Below are 15,408 nucleotides of genomic sequence, written 5' to 3' on the forward strand. Positions count from 1 at the left end.
TCAGTCGCTCGCGACCATCATCGCCGAGATCTCGGCTTCCGCGGCCTTGACGCCGTCGACGAGAGCCTCGCAGGCGAATTTGAGAAGGTTGCCGCGTTTCTTGATTTTCTTCACATGGATCTTCAACTGGTCGCCGGGAACGACCGGTTTACGGAATTTGGCGTTGTCGATGGTCAGGAAATAGACCAGCGACGGTTTTTCGGTGCCTAGGCTGCGGATGCAGATGGCGCCGGCCGTCTGCGCCATCGCCTCGACGATCAGCACGCCGGGCATGACCGGCTGATCCGGGAAATGACCTTGGAAATGCGGCTCGTTTATGGTCACGTTCTTGATGCCGGTGGCGGACTCGTCGCCATCGATATCGATGATGCGGTCGATCATCAGGAACGGATAGCGATGCGGCAGGAGCTTCATCAGCCCCAATATGTCGACCGCCTCGAGCGTTGTCGCCGCAACCATCTCAGCTCTTCCCTCCGTCGCCCGATTTGCGCGCCCTGGCCAGTCTTCGCAGAGCTGCGATCTCCCGCATGGCTTCCGCCATCGGCTGCGCCGGGTACCCTCCCCAAATCTCGCCTGCGGGGACGTTGCTCATGAACCCGCTTCTTGCAGCAAGCTTGGCCCCTGTCCCTACCGTCAAGTGATCCGCAAGACCGACACCGCCACCCATGGTGACGTTGTCGCCCACCGTTACGGAACCGGAAATACCCGAAAGGCCGGCGATTATGCAATTGCGGCCGATGCGGACGTTATGAGCGATCTGGACCAGATTGTCGATCTTGGTGCCTTGACCGATAATCGTGTCGGACATGGCGCCGCGATCGACCGTGGTATTGGAGCCGATCTCGACGTCGTCCTGGATGACGACCCGGCCGATTTGCGGCACGCGCTCCGGACCCTTGGCCCCGGCCACGAAGCCAAAACCGTCCTGGCCGATGCGGGCGCCGCCATGAATGATGACGCGGTTGCCGATCAGCGCGTACTGGATGCTGGCGCCTGGGCCGACATAGCCGTCGCGGCCGAACTGGCAGGAGGGACCGATAACGGCATGAGGAGCAATGACGGTTCCGCTGCCGATAGAAGCGCGAGGGCCGATGATCGCGCCGGCCTCGACGATCGCGCCGGCCTCGACGCGCGCCGATGGATCGATATGGGCATGCGGCGAGATACCGGTTTCGCCGGTCATCGGCGCCGGTGTCGCAGCCGCCGGGAAAAGCAGGCGGCCGACCATCGCGAAAGCCTGTTGCGGGCGCGGATGGATCAGAACCGCGATACCCGCCGGCGCTTTGCCGGCAAATTCGGCGGGGCATAGAACCGCCGCTGCTCGCAGCGATTGCATTAGCGCGAAGTTGCGTCTGCCATCGACAAAGACAAGAGCGTGCTCGCCGCCTTCGCTTGCCGGCGCCAAGGCTTCGATCGATCTATCGGAGAGGTCGGAATCGACAAGCACCGAGCCGGTCAGATTCGCGACTTCGCCAGCCGTATACCGGCGTGATGGCGCGAAGAACACCGGATCGGTCATTCCAGAAGCTATATCCAGCTAGCGCACGACCCCGAAAATCGGAATCGATTTTCGGAAAGGATAATGCGCAAAATCAAAGTCCTGCAGCGTCCTTTGCGCGTCCAGGAGGACACGCGGCGCCGTAGTGTCGAATTACTTTCTTCCGGACCGCTACGGCCCGGACGTATCGTTGCCCGCCGATCAGAACCGGGACGATATGCCGAAGTTGAATTCCTGCACGTCGTCGGTGTCCTCCTTGAGGACCGGGATCGCATAGTCGATGCGGATCGGGCCAAAAGGCGACGCCCACATCAAGCCGACGCCGGCCGAGGCACGCCATTCCATGCTGGTTGTCGATGGATCAACACCCGCCACATCGTTGCCATAAAGTGTCGCCGCATCGGCAAAGACCGCGCCGCGCAGGCCGAAGCTCTCCGGAATGATCGGCATCGGAAACTGAGCTTCCGCCGAGGCGTTGAAATAGGTGGTGCCGCCGAGATGGTCGTCAAAGCCCTGGTTGTCGACAGGACCGATGCCGCCATAGGCGAAGCCGCGGATCATGCGGTCGCTGCTCTGGAAATGATCGAAGATGCGCAGGTCGTCGTTGCCGAAGCCCTGGATATGGCCAGCCCCGCCCGAAATCAAACCAACCAGATCAAGCTGCTCCGACAACGTCTGATAGACGCTGCCGCGCGTTGTCACCTTGACGAATTTGGCGTCGCCGCCGAGGCCGGCGAATTCCGTGGTGACATTGGCGAAGATGCCTTCATGCGGGTTCTTCATGTCGTCGATGGTGTTGTAGACCAGGCCGAGACTGACCGACGACTTGAGCCACGGGCTTTCCGCAATGCCATTTAGGATAGCCGTAGAGACGGTGCAGCCAGGGAGATCGCAATCATCGTCGAGCTTGTACTTCTCCTGCGAGATATTATACGCCAGCTGCGTCGAGATGTCGTCGGTGATCGGCAGGCCGAAACGCACTGTCGCGCCTAGCGTCTCGCTCTTGTAGTCGTCGTATTCCCTGGTCCGGTTGAAGACATCGAAACCGGCGGCAATGCGCCGCCCGAGGAAATAGGGCTCGGTGAAGGAGAAGCTGTAGTCGCGCGAATTCTTGCCGCCGCCCGCCGAAAGCCTGATGAACTGGCCGCGTCCGAGGAAGTTGCGTTCGCTGATCGATCCTTCGATGGTCGGGCCTTCGGTGTCGCCACCGCTCGAATAGCCGGCGCCGACGGAGAACTCGCCGGTCGACTTCTCGACCACGTCGACCACCAGCACCACCTGGTCAGGCTCAGAGCCGGGCACGGTCGAAACCTCGACTTTCTCAAAAAAATCGAGCGCTTCCAGCCGTTTCTTCGCGCGCTGGATGAGAACCTGGTTGAATGCATCGCCCTCACTCACGTCGAATTCTCGGCGAATGACATAGTCGCGTGTCCGGTCGTTGCCGCGGATCTCGATGCGCTCGACATAGGCCTTGGTGCCCTGGTCGATCGTATAGACCACTGAAATGGTGTGGTTCTCGAAATTGCGGTCGCCGCGCGGCGTCACCTGGGCGAAGGGATAGCCGGAACCGGCGACCCTCTCGGTCAATGCAATGATGGTGTCTTCGACGTTCTCGGCGTTGTAGACATCGCCCTTGTGGGTTTCGACCACCGACTGCAGCGATGCGCCCTCGACTTCGGGAATCGTGCTCTCGACGCTGATGTCGCCGAAGGTGTAGCGCTCGCCCTCCTGCACGGTGATGGTCACCGTGTATTTATTGGTGGTTTCGTCGAGCTCGCCGACCGCGGAAATCACCTGGAAATCGGCATAGCCGTGATTGTAATAAAAACGGCGCAGCAATTCCTGGTCGGCGTTGAGCTTGTCTTCGTCATAGACGTCGTCGCGCAGCACGAACGAAAGGATGGTCGAGCGCTTGGTCGAAATGACATCGGACAGGCGACGGCTCGAGTAGGCGCTGTTGCCGACAAAATTGATCGCGGCGATCTGTGTGCGGCCGCCTTCGTTGATGTTGAACACCACGTTCACGCGGTTGTCGCCGAGATCCATGATCTGGGTGGTCACGGCGGCGTCGTCGCGGCCGATACGCCTGTAGGCGGCCTTGACCGCCTCGACATCGGCATCGAGCGCCTGCTGCGAGAACGTTCCACGCGGCTTCAACTGGACCGCCGCCGCCAGCGCGTTGTCCTTGAGCTTCTTGTTGCCCTGGAACAGCACCTGGTTCACGACCTGATATTCGGAAACCTTGATGACCAGCGTCGAACCGACCTGGTTGATCTGGACGTCCGAGAACAGCCCGGTGCCGAACAGCGCCTTGACCGCCTCGTCGATATCGGCGCTGGAAAACGGCCTGCCGGGCTTGATCGTGACGTAGTTGCGGATCGTCTCGGCGTCGACACGCTGATTGCCGCTGACTTCAACTCTTGAAACAACAGCGGCCTCGGCCGCCGATGTGGCAACGAACTGCACTGCGACCGCACCTGGTACGACCAGGGCGGCGGACAGGGCCACCGCGGACGCGGCGCTCAGAAACTTGGATGCTGCCTTCATCGGGCTTTTGTACCTTTTCTCGAAGTCCCCACGGCGAGAAAACCGGACGTGCGGTAATTTCCCCTACCGTATTAACCGGATTTTCCCTACACGCAAGGCTCCTGGTTAATTTGTATTTACTTAACCCAATTGCGTGGCTTTCGCGTCACGCATATCCCCACGCATGGTAAACGGCGTCTCAACATTGGCTGTGCCGAAGCCAAATTTCTTCATGATTTCAGCATCCAAACAGGTCGTTCCAGAAAACAAACCCCATGAAGCCCAAGACGAGAAGCAGGCCAGCCCTGTAGCCCAACTCCATCATCCGTTCCGACACCGGTCGCCGAATGATGGCCTCCACGCCGTAGAACAGGAGATGGCCGCCGTCGAGCGGAGGAATCGGCAAAAGGTTCAGAATACCGATCCCGACCGACAGCAGGGCGACAAGTTGCACAAGCCAGTCGAAGCCGAGTTTTGCCGCCTGCCCCGACATCTTTGCGATCTTGATTGGGCCGCCCAGCTGGCATTTGTCTTCGCGACCGACAACGAAACGCTGCAGGAACTGACCGGTGCGCTGAATGATGTATCCGGTCTCCTCGACCGCTGCCCCTACCGCTCCGACCGGGTTATAGGTGATCAGCCTGGGCTGGCCGAATTCCTGGTTGTTGACGACGCCGATCACCGCCACCTTGACCTTGTTGCCCAGCCCGTCTTGCTGCTCCATCAATTCCGGCGTCGCCGTAACGGTGATCTCCTTGCCGTCGCGCAGCATGACGAAGGTGATGGGGTCGCCACCGCGGCCCGAGACCCGGCGCTGGACGTCGGCGAAGGTCTGGACCTTGCTGCCGTCGACGCTGACGAAGCGGTCTCCGGGCAGGATGCCGGCCCTGGCCGCTGGGCTGCCCGCAGTGACTTCAGCCACCATTGGCTCCAGCACGGGCCGGCCATAGGCGGAAAACAGCACCGCAAAGACGGCGATCGTCAGCAGAAAATTGAACAGCGGGCCAGCCACCACAGTTGCCGCGCGCTTCCAGACCGGCTGCGTGTGAAAAGCGACCTTGCGTTCGGCAGCCGTCAGCGTTTCGATCTCCTCCGAACTGGGCTGGCTCGAGGTGGCGTTCATGTCGCCGACGAATTTGACGTAGCCGCCAAGTGGAATGGCGCAGAGTTTCCAGCGCGTGCCATGGCTGTCATTAAAGCCGAAGAGCTCCGGGCCGAAGCCGATCGAAAAGACCTTCACGCCGATGCCGCACCAGCGGCCGACGAGATAATGGCCCATCTCGTGAACGAACACGACGACGGTCAGCACGAACAGGAAAGGCACCAGCGTGCCGAGGACAAAGCCCTCCGTGCTGAAAACCGCGTGAAGAATCTCGTTCAACTCATGTCCTCAAAATTCGTCCGCAGCACGGTGGTACCGCGACTGTGGCATCAATCCAGGCGAATCCATGGCGCATCCTGCGCAGGTCAAGAAACCAGGCCCGGAATCGATGCCGATCAAGCTGGAAACAGCCCCTGCGCCGGATGGTCGGCGGTCGCCGAAATCCAACCGATGACGTACAGGGCGAACGCCGCCGCGACAAGCCCGTCGACCCGGTCCATGACGCCGCCATGGCCCGGTATCAGCATGCCCGAATCCTTGCGGTTGTGGCGCCGCTTCACCCATGATTCGAAAAGGTCGCCAGCTTGGGAGACGAGCGAAAGCACCAGCGCGACGACGCCGAGCACTGCCAGATTGCCGGCTCCGGCCGCAGCGGCCAGAAGCAGCCCGGCAACCACGCCGCCGACAGCGCCGCCGAGCGCACCGCTCTGCGTCTTGCCCGGCGAGATCGATGGCGCCAGCTTCGGCCCGCCGACAGCGCGGCCGACGAAATAAGCTGCTATGTCGGTCGCCCAAACCACCGCGAACAGGAAGAGAATGGCGACGAGGCCGGAATGGTCGCCGTCGCGCAAAAGAGCAAGTGACAGTCCGGAAATGGCGGCATAGGCAAGGCCGGACGCGTCCCACTGTCCCGTTTGATGCATCGAAGTCTGGTGCATCGAAGCCACGACCACGGTGACAACGACCATCACCGCTACAAGAAGCAGCAGCCAGGACGCCGGCAGGCCGGCGACCAAGGCGCCGACGAAAACCAGAAGCAGCGCTTCCGGCAGAAGACCAAGACCCGTGGCGGCGACCGGGCGGCACATTCGCGTCCATTCGTAGAAGATCAGGATCGTCATGGCGGCGCAAAGCAACCGGAAGGGCAGTCCGCCGAGCCAGGTCAGGCCGAGCGTGACGACCGCAAGCACGACGGCAGAAATAACGCGAAGCTGGAGGTTGCTCATCCCTTGGCTGTCACGGCGACGCCTTCAGCGCCAAGCCCGCCGAAACGGCGCTCGCGACCGGCAAAGTCGCGCAATGCGTCAGCCAAATGCTCGCGGCTGAAATCGGGCCAGTAGCAAGGCAGGAAGACAAGTTCGCTGTAAGCCGCTTGCCACAAAAGGAAATTCGACAGCCTGAGCTCACCGCTGGTGCGGATGACCAGTTCCGGATCCGGAATACCCTGGGTGTCGAGAGAGCCGGCAAAGGATTCGGCCGTAATCGCCTCGCTGTCGAGCTCGCCGCGCGCCACCGCAGAGGCAAGCTTGCGCGCGGTGCGCACGATCTCGTCGCGTCCGCCATAATTGAAAGCGATGACCAGGGTCAGAGCGTCGTTGCGGACGGTCAGCGTTTCGGCCTCTTCAAGCAGGCTCCTGATGTCAGGTTGCAGCCCTGCCCTGTCGCCGATGATCCTGACCCGCACGCCATTTTGGTGCAGTTCGGCGAGGTCGCGGCGGATGAAGATTTTCAACAGGCCCATCAGGTCGCTGACTTCGGACTTCGGCCGCGACCAGTTTTCCGACGAGAAGGCGTAGACGGTGAGGAACGAGATGCCAAGGCCAGGAGCGGCGCGCACCGTGTTGCGCAGCGCCTCGACGCCGGCACGATGCCCAGCAAGCCGTGGCAAGCCACGCGCCTTGGCCCAGCGTCCGTTTCCGTCCATGATGATTGCGACATGCGCAGGGCTTGTCATGTTCTCGCTTTCGAGCCAGCAGTGGCCAGACCCTAAACCTGCATGATTTCAGCTTCCTTATCGGAAAGCAGATGGTCGATGGTGCCGATCATCTCGTCGGTGAGCTTCTGGACCTGGTCGGACCGCTTGCGATGATCGTCCTCGCTGATATCGCCGTCCTTTTCCGCCTTTTTGAGGAATTCCATGCCGTCCCGGCGCACGTGGCGCACGGCGATGCGCGCATTCTCGGCATAACCATGCGAGATCTTGACCAACTCCTTGCGGCGCTGTTCGTTGAGCTCGGGCAGCGGAATCCTGAGATTGGTGCCGTCGACGATCGGATTGAAGCCGAGATTGGATTCACGGATGGCGCGATCGACCGCACCGACCATCGACTTGTCCCAGACCGAAACCGAAATCATGCGCGGCTCCGGCACCGACACGTTTGCCACCTGGTTGATCGGCATGGTGGTGCCGTAGGCCTGCACCTGGATCGCATCGAGCAGGTTGCTCGACGCGCGGCCGGTCCGCAGCGAAGCCAGATCGTGCTTGAACGCAGCGATCGCCCCGTCCATGCGCCGTTTGAGATCATCGTATTCGCCACTCATCATCGTCTCCTCGACCCCGTTAGCCGGATTCACTTCAGGGTAACCCGTATTCAAGCCTCGATCCGAAAACCGGTTCCCGTTTTTCGCCTACGGAAAACCTTCGGTTCGGCATCGGGCTCCCGATCAGTCGTCCGTAACGACCGTGCAACGTCCGCCGCCCCTCAGAATATCACCGAAACCACCCTTCTCGTGGATCGAATAGACGATTATCGGGATGTTGTTTTCGCGCGCAAGTGCAATCGCGGCCGTATCCATGATCGAAAGACCGCGTTTTATGACTTCGCCATGGCTGATGCGCTCGAAGCGGGTCGCATGCGGGTCCTTCTTGGGATCGGCGGAATAGACGCCATCGACCTGGGTGCCCTTGAACAGCGCGTCGGCGCCGATTTCCGCCGCGCGCAGCGCCGCGGCCGAATCGGTGGTGAAGAACGGATTGCCGGTGCCGCCGGCAAAGATGACAACCTTGCCCTGGTTCATGTAGGCGGTCGCCTGGCGCTGCGAAAAGCTCTCGCAAAGCTCAGGCATGGCGATTGCAGACAGCACCACCGCGTCGACCCCGATCTTGTTCAGCGAGGTGCGCAGCGCCAGCGAGTTGATGACGGTGGCGAGCATGCCCATGTGGTCGCCGGTGACGCGATCTCCGCCCTTGGAGGCAACGGCGACGCCGCGAAAGATGTTGCCGCCGCCAATGACAACCCCAACCTCGATGCCAAGGGTGCGGGCCTCGGCGATGTCGGCGGCGATGCGATCGACCACCGACACGTCGATGCCGAAATGCTGCTCACCCATCAGCGCTTCGCCCGACGCTTTCAGCAAGACACGTCGGTAGAGGGGCTTCACCGTCATCTGGTCCTCATCATTATGCGTGTGACGCGCCGGGGCGGCTTCCCGCGCAGGCGCTGCCCCGAAACATTTGGCGTTCCGATACACGAAGGGCGCTGCGATGTCACGCGGCGCCGGAACCGGCAAACGCTCTTCCAGCCCTTGGCTTACACCGGCAAATGCAACTTGTGCATGTAGATCCTTGCATGAGCAGATCCGGGCATGAGCAGATAGCCAGCCGGCCTGTCGCCGACGCCTGGCCTTCATCGATACCGCGCAAGAAATCGGCCGGGCATCCTCGCGGACACCCGGCCGTAAAGTCTTTCAGAAAGATAGAGTGCGTTTTACTTCTTGACCGCCGCCGCGACTTCCGCCGCAAAATCGGTCTCGTCCTTCTCGATGCCCTCGCCGAGCGCGAAGCGCAGATAGGCAGTGATCTTGGCCGGTGCGCCGATTTCCTTCTCGGCATCCTGCAGCGCCTTCTCGACGGTGATGTCGGGATTGAGCACGAAAGCCTGCTTGAGCAGCACGACCTCTTCGTAGAACTTGCGCAGGCGGCCCTCGACCATCTTCTCGATAATCGCTTCCGGCTTGCCGGACTGGCGCGCCTGGTCGGCGAAGATCGCCTTCTCGCGCTCGACCGCCGCCGGGTCGAGTTCTTCAGCGGTCAGCGCCATCGGGTTGGTGGCGGCGACATGCATGGCGACCTGACGCGCAAAGGCGTTGGCGGCCTGCGCGTTGCCAGATGTCTCGATGGCGACCAGCACACCGAGCTTGCCAAGGCCGTCGGCAACCGCGTTGTGGACGTAGGTTGCGACGGCGCCCTGCTCGACGGTGAGCTTGGCCGAACGGCGGAAGCCAAGATTCTCACCAATGGTGCCGACAGCGTCCTTGATGGTGTCGGCAACCGACTTGGCGGAACCCGGATACGGGGCGGCTGCGACGGCCTCGGTCTTGCCGCCATAGGCGAGCGCCACCTTGGCGACGTTGGCGACGATCTCCTGGAAGGCAGCGTTGCGGGCAACGAAGTCGGTCTCGGAATTGACCTCGACGACCGCCGCCTCACGCACGCCGGAATCGACACCGATGAGGCCTTCGGCCGCGGTACGGCCGGCCTTCTTGTCGGCCTTGGAGATGCCCTTCTTGCGCAGCCAGTCGACGGCCTCTTCCATGTTGCCGTTGGTCTCGTTCAACGCCATCTTGCAGTCCATCATGCCCGCGCCGGTCAAGTCGCGGAGTTCTTTGACCTGTGCAGCCGAAATGCTCATTGTCGCCTCTTCGTTTAAAATGCACCGACGCACCACCGGTCCTCGATGATGCGCCTGGCGCCAGCGCTCAGCGCGCCAAAATATGAGAAAGATGAAGGCCGAAACCGGCCTTCGCTGTTACGCTTCCGGTGTCTGGGCGGCCGGTGTCTCGGCGGCCGGCGTCGGCTCGAGTGCCGGCTCGATCGGAGCCTCGGCCAAAGCGCCGACGTCGACACCAAGCGCGCCCTGCTGGCGAGCAATGCCGTCAATTGCAGCCTTGGCGATCAGATCACAATAGAGCTGGATGGCGCGGGCCGCGTCGTCATTGCCCGGAATCGGGAAATCGATCTTGTCCGGGTCGCAGTTGGAATCGATGATGGCGACGACCGGGATGCCGAGACGCTTGGCCTCGAGGATGGCGATCGCTTCCTTGTTGGTGTCGATCACGAACATCAGGTCGGGCGTCGAGCCCATGTCCTTAATGCCGCCCAGCGCCTTGTCGAGCTTCTCGCGCTCGCGGTCGAGGTTGAGGCGCTCCTTCTTGGTGAGCCCCTGGGCCTCGCCAGCCAGCATCTCGTCAAGCTTGCGCAGGCGCTGGATGGAGTTCGAGATCGTCTTCCAGTTGGTCATCATGCCGCCGAGCCAGCGGGAGTTGACATAGTACTGGGCCGAGCGCTGTGCGGCGTCGGCGACGATGTCGGACGCCTGGCGCTTGGTGCCGACGAACAGCACGCGGCCACCCTTGGCGACGGTGTCGGAAACCTGCTTCAGCGCCTGGTGCAGCAGCGGCACCGTCTGCGAGAGGTCGATGATGTGGATGTTGTTGCGGGCGCCATAGATATAGGGCGCCATCTTCGGGTTCCAGCGGTGGGTCTGGTGGCCGAAGTGAATGCCAGCTTCCAAAAGCTGGCGCATGCTGAAATCAGGCAGAGCCATTGTTATGTCCTTTTCCGGTTAGCCTCCACGGACACAGGCATTTCTGGACTTTGTCCTCGAACGCCACCGGAGGTTTCAGCCGGATTCTCCCGGGCAGACACCAAAGTCCGTGTGTGGAATGAGCGCGCATATAGAGGGGATGCGCGGCAAACGCAAGCGCTGCGGTATCTTGCGGCTCAGCGTGCGGCGATCAGCGCACCGGTGCCGATCATGGCGCCGCCGGCAAACCTGTTCATCAAGCGCATCCGCCTTGGCGTCTTGAACCAGCCCGAAGCCTGCCCGGCAAGCACCGCATAGACGCCCATAGTGATAATGTTGACGCCGATCACGACCGTAACCACGAGCAGCCCCTCAGCGAAGTTCATTGCATTGAGATCGAGGATCAACGGCATGATGGAGGCGTGGAACAGGATCGCCTTGGGATTGCCCAATGCGATGGAGATGCCGAGGTAAAACGATCGAGACAGTCTTGCCTGCGTAACCTCCAGTCCATTCGATCGCGCGGAAGCCGATCTCCACATCCTGACGCCAAGAAACATCAGATAGGCTGCACCCGCATATTTCAGGATGAGAAAAACCCATTCGAAGGTCTGTGCCAGTGCCACGAGGCCGAGCAGCGCCAAAGTCACCAGCACCGCGTCGCCGGCGGCGATACCGAGGCCAGCCAGGAAGGCACGAACGAAGCCGCGCGAGACGCCGTTGGCAATGACCGTGAATACCGCCGGGCCAGGCGTGGCGGCGGCAAATGTGATCGCAGCGCAGTAAGCCAGAAATGCCGTCAACGTCATGGTCGTATCTTCCCCTTCGGCACCCGGACCCGCCGGAAAACAGCAACGATCTCCTCGCGGCTGCATTCGACGGCGCCTAGCCGCACCGCGCGGTCGCGCTCGAAGCCGGTTATGTCATAATGCGGCGCCGATGTCTTCGGCGGCCCCTGATAGGACGAGCGCTTGACGCCGAGCTGTGCTGCAAAACGATGCAGCTCGTCGGTGTCGTCGGCCAGCAGGTGACACCAGCGGTGGCCGACCCATTTCCAGATCGCCGCGTCGACATAGACCGCCATGAGGCTTGCCGCACTCCTTCATCTTGCGCCGACCAGCGGAGCCGCAGTTCACCCGCAGCCGAGATCCAACGTCAGCGATGCCAATGCTAGAGATGCCAATCCTAGCGATGATAGAAGGGATTCGGATAGAAAATGAAGCTGCCGGCGGCTTCGAGTTCGGCCACGGTCGTGGTGATGGTCTCCTGCATGCGCCGGTGCAGTTCGGCGAGGGCATCGTCGATAGAGCCCGGAAAGGCGTGCAATCCCAACGGCTCCGGCACCCGGATATGCGCGCAGCGCGGCCCGGCCGGTTGCGGTACGAAGCAATTGACCGTGTCGCGCAGCGTGCCCTTGCAATAATCGTTGCGGATACGCTTCAGATGCTCTGCGATCTCCTCTTTCGCAATGCGCGGATTGGCTGAGGCCCACGGTCCGACGCGTTGGAGACGCTGGATAGTGTCCGCCAGCGAGCGGATCTGTTTTTGTCGCTCGGCGTCGCCAGTGCCTTCCCGCAGCCAGCGGCGCGCCCGGCGCAAAAGCTCGGCGATCTCGCTGGCGCCGGGATCGACCGAAATACCCTCCCCCAGGCGCCGGCTCAATTCGAGCAGCAATTGCTTGTGCCGCGTAGCATACGTAGCCCGTTCGTCGGGCGCCATGCCGCAGGCAATCTCATCGCGCGACAGCAGCGTCGCATAGATATGGTGGACGCGCTCCGGCAGCGTATCGGCGGCACGACGCTCAATCTTCAGGCTCTTCTCGACATAGGCGCATTCCTGCGCCAGCGCCGGCTCGACATTTTTGGTGAAGGCGAGCTTCCAGACAACCGGCGCGATCCAGACTTTGAAATCCTGATCCGTGACGCGACCGCGCTTGAGCGCTTCGAACCCCATCTCGACCGCCCCCGGAAGAAGCGGAGCGACGACATTGCCATGCCAGCCGACGCCGCCTTCGGGATGCAAGAGAACGCCATGCCCTTTCAGCGCCCAGGCGATCGAGTGTTCCTTGGCAGCGCCGCTGTTGCCGGGTATCTGGGCGATCAGATTGTTGGCCAGCCAGAATTTCTGCATGATCCGGCCGAGGCCGTTGACGACGCCATGCGTGGCCCAGGATGCCGCGAGCGGACTGACCCTCGAGACGATCTCCTTGTCGATCATCCAGTCGGTGAAGAATTCCGGATGATTGGGCGTGATGAACGTTGCGTTGCCTGCGCCGCAACAGGCCTTCAGCCGCTGCCGGTCGTCGTCGGGAAAGTCGATATGGCGGACATTGGCGACACCGCGCAATCCGGCCACGCGGTTGAACGGCAACAGGTCGCGAAACCCGGGAATGCCACGCAGCATGACGACCCGGTTGACGACAGTCATGATCCTGATCAGCGCCGGATTGGGCGTCGGCGCCACGAACACATCGATTTTGCTCAACCCACCCCCCGATCGATCCCTCGGCGCAGAGGTTGAAATGCAATTGCGGCGTGTTCAAGTCATTCGCCGCCGTCCTGCGGGCGTGGCTAACCCAAGGCTCTATTTCGGCGGACAGGGTTTCGTCTGATCGAACAGCGAAAGATTGACCAGCTTGCCGGTCATCGAGAAATCGTTGTAGTCCATGAGCAGGTCGCGCGTGATGCCGTTCTCATGCAGCTTGAAGCTGATCCGGTATTCCGGCACCTCCTCGCCTGACTTGTCGGTGCTGTCGAAATAGGCGATGTCGACTGGCCAGTATTTGTCGGTGGCGAGTTTTGCCAGTGCCGGCACTTCCGGATCGGTCTTGTCGGCATCGGCTTTCTTGCCGACGACGACGGTGGTGGTCATCACCTTGTTGGCATCTTCCGAACCGTCGAACAGGTTGGTTTCGTAGAAATTTTCGCCCTTTTCGGCCTTGTCGATCAGTTCGGCCAGATGCTGCGTCGGAAACTGTGTGGCCGGCAGTTCGACGCTGCTCTTCTCCGGCTTGTCGATGTCGACCTTGAGGCCGTTTGTCTCCTTCGTCGCGGTGCCCTTGACCTCCTTGTCGAGAGTCTGGTCGACAAAGGATTTTGTCACGAACGAGAAGGTCTTGCCTTCGGCGTCCTCGAAAGTGGTCGTCTGCTGGTCGGTCAGCCTTGTATTCTCGTTGGTGACGATCTGGGTGACGAAACGGAACTTCACTGTATAGCCTTCGCAAGGCGAGCCGTTGAACTCATAGACCATGCGGCCGGAAATGCCGGTGATGCCGGAGCGGTCGGAGGCCTTGTCCAGGGTCAGATCGTAAACCGCGCGATGCGCCTGCAGCGCCGGTACGGCAAAAGCCGGCGCCATCGAGAACACCGCTGGCAGCAGGACAGCGTGGAATGCGAGGCGTGTTGCGCGCATGAGGGGCTCCGATCATCGCGCCTGATGGCAGGCCGCAGGAAAGAGGGTCCAGCTTAAAAAAAGTCGTGGCGGAAGCGAGGCAAAAATTGCAATTTCGGCCCGGCCTGCGCAGCGTCATCAAGCAATAGGGAAATACCATGAGTGAAACAATCGAAAAGCGGCTAAGCGATCTCGGCGTGACGCTTCCGGTCGCTGCCGCGCCCGCCGCCAACTACGTGCCCTGTTGCAGATCAGGCAATCTGCTGTTCATCGCCGGACAGCTGCCGCTCAAGCAGGGCAAGCTGCAGGCGAGCGGCCTGCTCGGCCGTGATGTCGACATCGCAACCGGCCAGGAAGCGGCAAAATACTGCGCGATCAACATATTGGCGCAGGCCAAGGCAGCACTTGGCGATCTCGAGAAAATCCGCCGCGTGGTGAAGATCACCGTCTTCGTCGCCTCGGCGCCGGATTTTTTCGAGCAGCACCTGGTTGCCAACGGCGCCTCGGATCTACTGGTTGCAGTGCTCGGCGATCCCGGCAAGCATGCTCGCGCCGCCGTCGGTGCCGCCTCCCTGCCGCTTAATGCCGCAGTGGAAATCGAAGCCATCTTCGAAGTCGAATGAGCCCGGCATGACCGACCTTTCATGGCTGACCGCCCGACCCATTGCCCATCGCGGCCTCCACGACATGAACAAGACGCGCTGGGAGAACACGCTTTCCGCCTTTGCCGCTGCGGCTGAACGCGGCTATGCGATCGAATGCGATGTGCATCTGTCGTCAGACCGCATCCCGGTGATCATCCACGATGGCGATCTGAAGCGGCTGACCGGCCAGGACGGTTTCGTCTGGCAGCGCACGGCAGCAGAAATGACGGCCCTCAAGATCGGCGGCACATCAGATCGTCTGCCGACGCTGCAGCAGGCCCTCGACCTGGTCGATGGTCGCGTGCCGGTGGTCGTCGAGTTGAAAGGGGTTCCCGGCCGTGACGAAGGCTTGGTGGAAAGCGTCGGCAAGATGCTCAAGAACTACAGGGGCAAGGCGGCGATCATGTCGTTCGACCACTGGCTGATCCGCGACTTCCCAAAACACGCGCCCGGCATTCCGGGCGGGCTGACCGCTTATGGCAACGAAGTCAAGCTGATCGAGGCGCATTTCGCCATGCTGGCGCACGACATCGCCTTCGCCTCCTACGCCGCCGGCGACCTGCCGAACCAGTTTGTCAGTTTCGTGCGCGAAAGGCTCAAAATGCCGGTCATCACCTGGACCGTGCTCGACCAACCGGCGGTCGACCTGACCTTCAGATATGCCGACCAGATGACGTTCGAAGGATTTGAGCCGGATCTTGTGCAGGTCGCTTGAACTGAGCT

At 61.5% G+C, this 15,408-nt stretch carries 16 protein-coding genes; 2 read left to right on the forward strand and 14 right to left on the reverse strand.

Features of this window, described 5'->3' with window-relative positions:
* From fabZ to AC0L28_RS08370, 14 genes are all read right to left on the reverse strand, one after another.
* A complete protein-coding gene (fabZ, locus tag AC0L28_RS08305; RefSeq protein ID WP_023801228.1) occupies nucleotides 1–459 on the reverse strand; it encodes a 3-hydroxyacyl-ACP dehydratase FabZ in 459 nt (152 codons plus the stop codon).
* Between the two features lies 1 nt (nucleotide 460).
* Nucleotides 461–1,519, reverse strand: coding sequence for a UDP-3-O-(3-hydroxymyristoyl)glucosamine N-acyltransferase (gene lpxD, locus AC0L28_RS08310; RefSeq protein ID WP_023801227.1), 1,059 nt, complete (start codon nucleotides 1,517–1,519; stop codon nucleotides 461–463).
* 180 nt (nucleotides 1,520–1,699) lie between these two features.
* Entirely contained in the window at nucleotides 1,700–4,045 is a 2,346-nt protein-coding gene (gene bamA, locus AC0L28_RS08315) for an outer membrane protein assembly factor BamA (RefSeq protein ID WP_473476722.1), read from the reverse strand.
* A gap of 217 nt (nucleotides 4,046–4,262) precedes the next feature.
* Nucleotides 4,263–5,405 carry an RIP metalloprotease RseP gene (gene rseP / locus AC0L28_RS08320; protein WP_023801225.1) on the reverse strand — a complete coding sequence of 381 codons (1,143 nt, stop codon included), beginning with the start codon at nucleotides 5,403–5,405 and terminating at the stop codon, nucleotides 4,263–4,265.
* Nucleotides 5,406–5,521: 116 nt separating this feature from the next.
* Nucleotides 5,522–6,352: a phosphatidate cytidylyltransferase gene (locus AC0L28_RS08325; RefSeq protein ID WP_128168155.1), complete on the reverse strand. Its 831-nt coding sequence runs from the start codon at nucleotides 6,350–6,352 to the stop codon at nucleotides 5,522–5,524.
* The gene (locus AC0L28_RS08330) at nucleotides 6,349–7,080 is read right to left on the reverse strand and encodes an isoprenyl transferase (RefSeq protein ID WP_023801223.1); all 732 of its coding nucleotides are present in this window, start codon (nucleotides 7,078–7,080) and stop codon (nucleotides 6,349–6,351) included. The genes AC0L28_RS08325 and AC0L28_RS08330 overlap by 4 nt, the downstream gene beginning before the upstream one ends.
* 32 nt (nucleotides 7,081–7,112) lie before the next feature.
* Nucleotides 7,113–7,667: a ribosome recycling factor gene (gene frr / locus AC0L28_RS08335; RefSeq protein WP_077384157.1), complete on the reverse strand. Its 555-nt coding sequence runs from the start codon at nucleotides 7,665–7,667 to the stop codon at nucleotides 7,113–7,115.
* Nucleotides 7,668–7,790: 123 nt separating this feature from the next.
* Nucleotides 7,791–8,513, reverse strand: coding sequence for a UMP kinase (pyrH, locus tag AC0L28_RS08340; protein WP_023801221.1), 723 nt, complete (start codon nucleotides 8,511–8,513; stop codon nucleotides 7,791–7,793).
* A 320-nt stretch (nucleotides 8,514–8,833) separates the two neighbouring features.
* Entirely contained in the window at nucleotides 8,834–9,757 is a 924-nt protein-coding gene (gene tsf, locus AC0L28_RS08345) for a translation elongation factor Ts (protein ID WP_473476727.1), read from the reverse strand.
* Nucleotides 9,758–9,874: 117 nt separating this feature from the next.
* On the reverse strand, nucleotides 9,875–10,672 hold the full coding sequence (rpsB, locus tag AC0L28_RS08350; protein WP_027151898.1) for a 30S ribosomal protein S2: 798 nt from the start codon (nucleotides 10,670–10,672) through the stop codon (nucleotides 9,875–9,877).
* Nucleotides 10,673–10,848: 176 nt separating this feature from the next.
* Nucleotides 10,849–11,460 carry a LysE family translocator gene (locus AC0L28_RS08355; protein WP_287174260.1) on the reverse strand — a complete coding sequence of 204 codons (612 nt, stop codon included), beginning with the start codon at nucleotides 11,458–11,460 and terminating at the stop codon, nucleotides 10,849–10,851.
* Nucleotides 11,457–11,735 (reverse strand): DUF4031 domain-containing protein, encoded by a 279-nt coding sequence (locus tag AC0L28_RS08360; RefSeq protein ID WP_027151900.1) that lies wholly within the window; start codon nucleotides 11,733–11,735, stop codon nucleotides 11,457–11,459. Before AC0L28_RS08360 ends, AC0L28_RS08355 begins: the two co-directional genes overlap by 4 nt.
* 101 nt (nucleotides 11,736–11,836) lie before the next feature.
* On the reverse strand, nucleotides 11,837–13,135 hold the full coding sequence (locus AC0L28_RS08365) for a hypothetical protein (protein ID WP_473476731.1): 1,299 nt from the start codon (nucleotides 13,133–13,135) through the stop codon (nucleotides 11,837–11,839).
* A 99-nt stretch (nucleotides 13,136–13,234) separates the two neighbouring features.
* On the reverse strand, nucleotides 13,235–14,062 hold the full coding sequence (locus AC0L28_RS08370; RefSeq protein WP_023801218.1) for a cell envelope integrity EipB family protein: 828 nt from the start codon (nucleotides 14,060–14,062) through the stop codon (nucleotides 13,235–13,237).
* 137 nt (nucleotides 14,063–14,199) lie between these two features.
* Between AC0L28_RS08370 and AC0L28_RS08375 the strand changes: the two genes are divergently transcribed.
* Complete coding sequence (locus AC0L28_RS08375) at nucleotides 14,200–14,664, forward strand: RidA family protein (RefSeq protein ID WP_128168149.1); 465 nt, start codon at nucleotides 14,200–14,202, stop codon at nucleotides 14,662–14,664.
* A 7-nt stretch (nucleotides 14,665–14,671) separates the two neighbouring features.
* Nucleotides 14,672–15,400, forward strand: coding sequence for a glycerophosphodiester phosphodiesterase (locus tag AC0L28_RS08380; RefSeq protein ID WP_023801216.1), 729 nt, complete (start codon nucleotides 14,672–14,674; stop codon nucleotides 15,398–15,400).
* The last annotated feature ends 8 nt before the right edge of the window (nucleotides 15,401–15,408 follow it).

Source organism: Mesorhizobium sp. WSM4847 (genome assembly GCF_055811335.1).

Bases quoted from the DNA above. Each gene is read 5' to 3' on its own strand.
- fabZ (WP_023801228.1), bottom strand. From the start codon at position 459: ATGGTTGCGGCGACAACGCTCGAGGCGGTCGACATATTGGGGCTGATG.
- bamA (WP_473476722.1), bottom strand. From the start codon at position 4,045: ATGAAGGCAGCATCCAAGTTTCTGAGCGCCGCGTCCGCGGTGGCCCTG.
- AC0L28_RS08375 (WP_128168149.1), top strand. From the start codon at position 14,200: ATGAGTGAAACAATCGAAAAGCGGCTAAGCGATCTCGGCGTGACGCTT.
- AC0L28_RS08330 (WP_023801223.1), bottom strand. From the start codon at position 7,080: ATGACAAGCCCTGCGCATGTCGCAATCATCATGGACGGAAACGGACGC.
- frr (WP_077384157.1), bottom strand. From the start codon at position 7,667: ATGAGTGGCGAATACGATGATCTCAAACGGCGCATGGACGGGGCGATC.
- lpxD (WP_023801227.1), bottom strand. From the start codon at position 1,519: ATGACCGATCCGGTGTTCTTCGCGCCATCACGCCGGTATACGGCTGGC.
- AC0L28_RS08325 (WP_128168155.1), bottom strand. From the start codon at position 6,352: ATGAGCAACCTCCAGCTTCGCGTTATTTCTGCCGTCGTGCTTGCGGTC.
- pyrH (WP_023801221.1), bottom strand. From the start codon at position 8,513: ATGACGGTGAAGCCCCTCTACCGACGTGTCTTGCTGAAAGCGTCGGGC.
- rpsB (WP_027151898.1), bottom strand. From the start codon at position 10,672: ATGGCTCTGCCTGATTTCAGCATGCGCCAGCTTTTGGAAGCTGGCATT.
- AC0L28_RS08380 (WP_023801216.1), top strand. From the start codon at position 14,672: ATGACCGACCTTTCATGGCTGACCGCCCGACCCATTGCCCATCGCGGC.
- AC0L28_RS08355 (WP_287174260.1), bottom strand. From the start codon at position 11,460: ATGACGTTGACGGCATTTCTGGCTTACTGCGCTGCGATCACATTTGCC.
- tsf (WP_473476727.1), bottom strand. From the start codon at position 9,757: ATGAGCATTTCGGCTGCACAGGTCAAAGAACTCCGCGACTTGACCGGC.
- AC0L28_RS08370 (WP_023801218.1), bottom strand. From the start codon at position 14,062: ATGCGCGCAACACGCCTCGCATTCCACGCTGTCCTGCTGCCAGCGGTG.
- AC0L28_RS08360 (WP_027151900.1), bottom strand. From the start codon at position 11,735: ATGGCGGTCTATGTCGACGCGGCGATCTGGAAATGGGTCGGCCACCGC.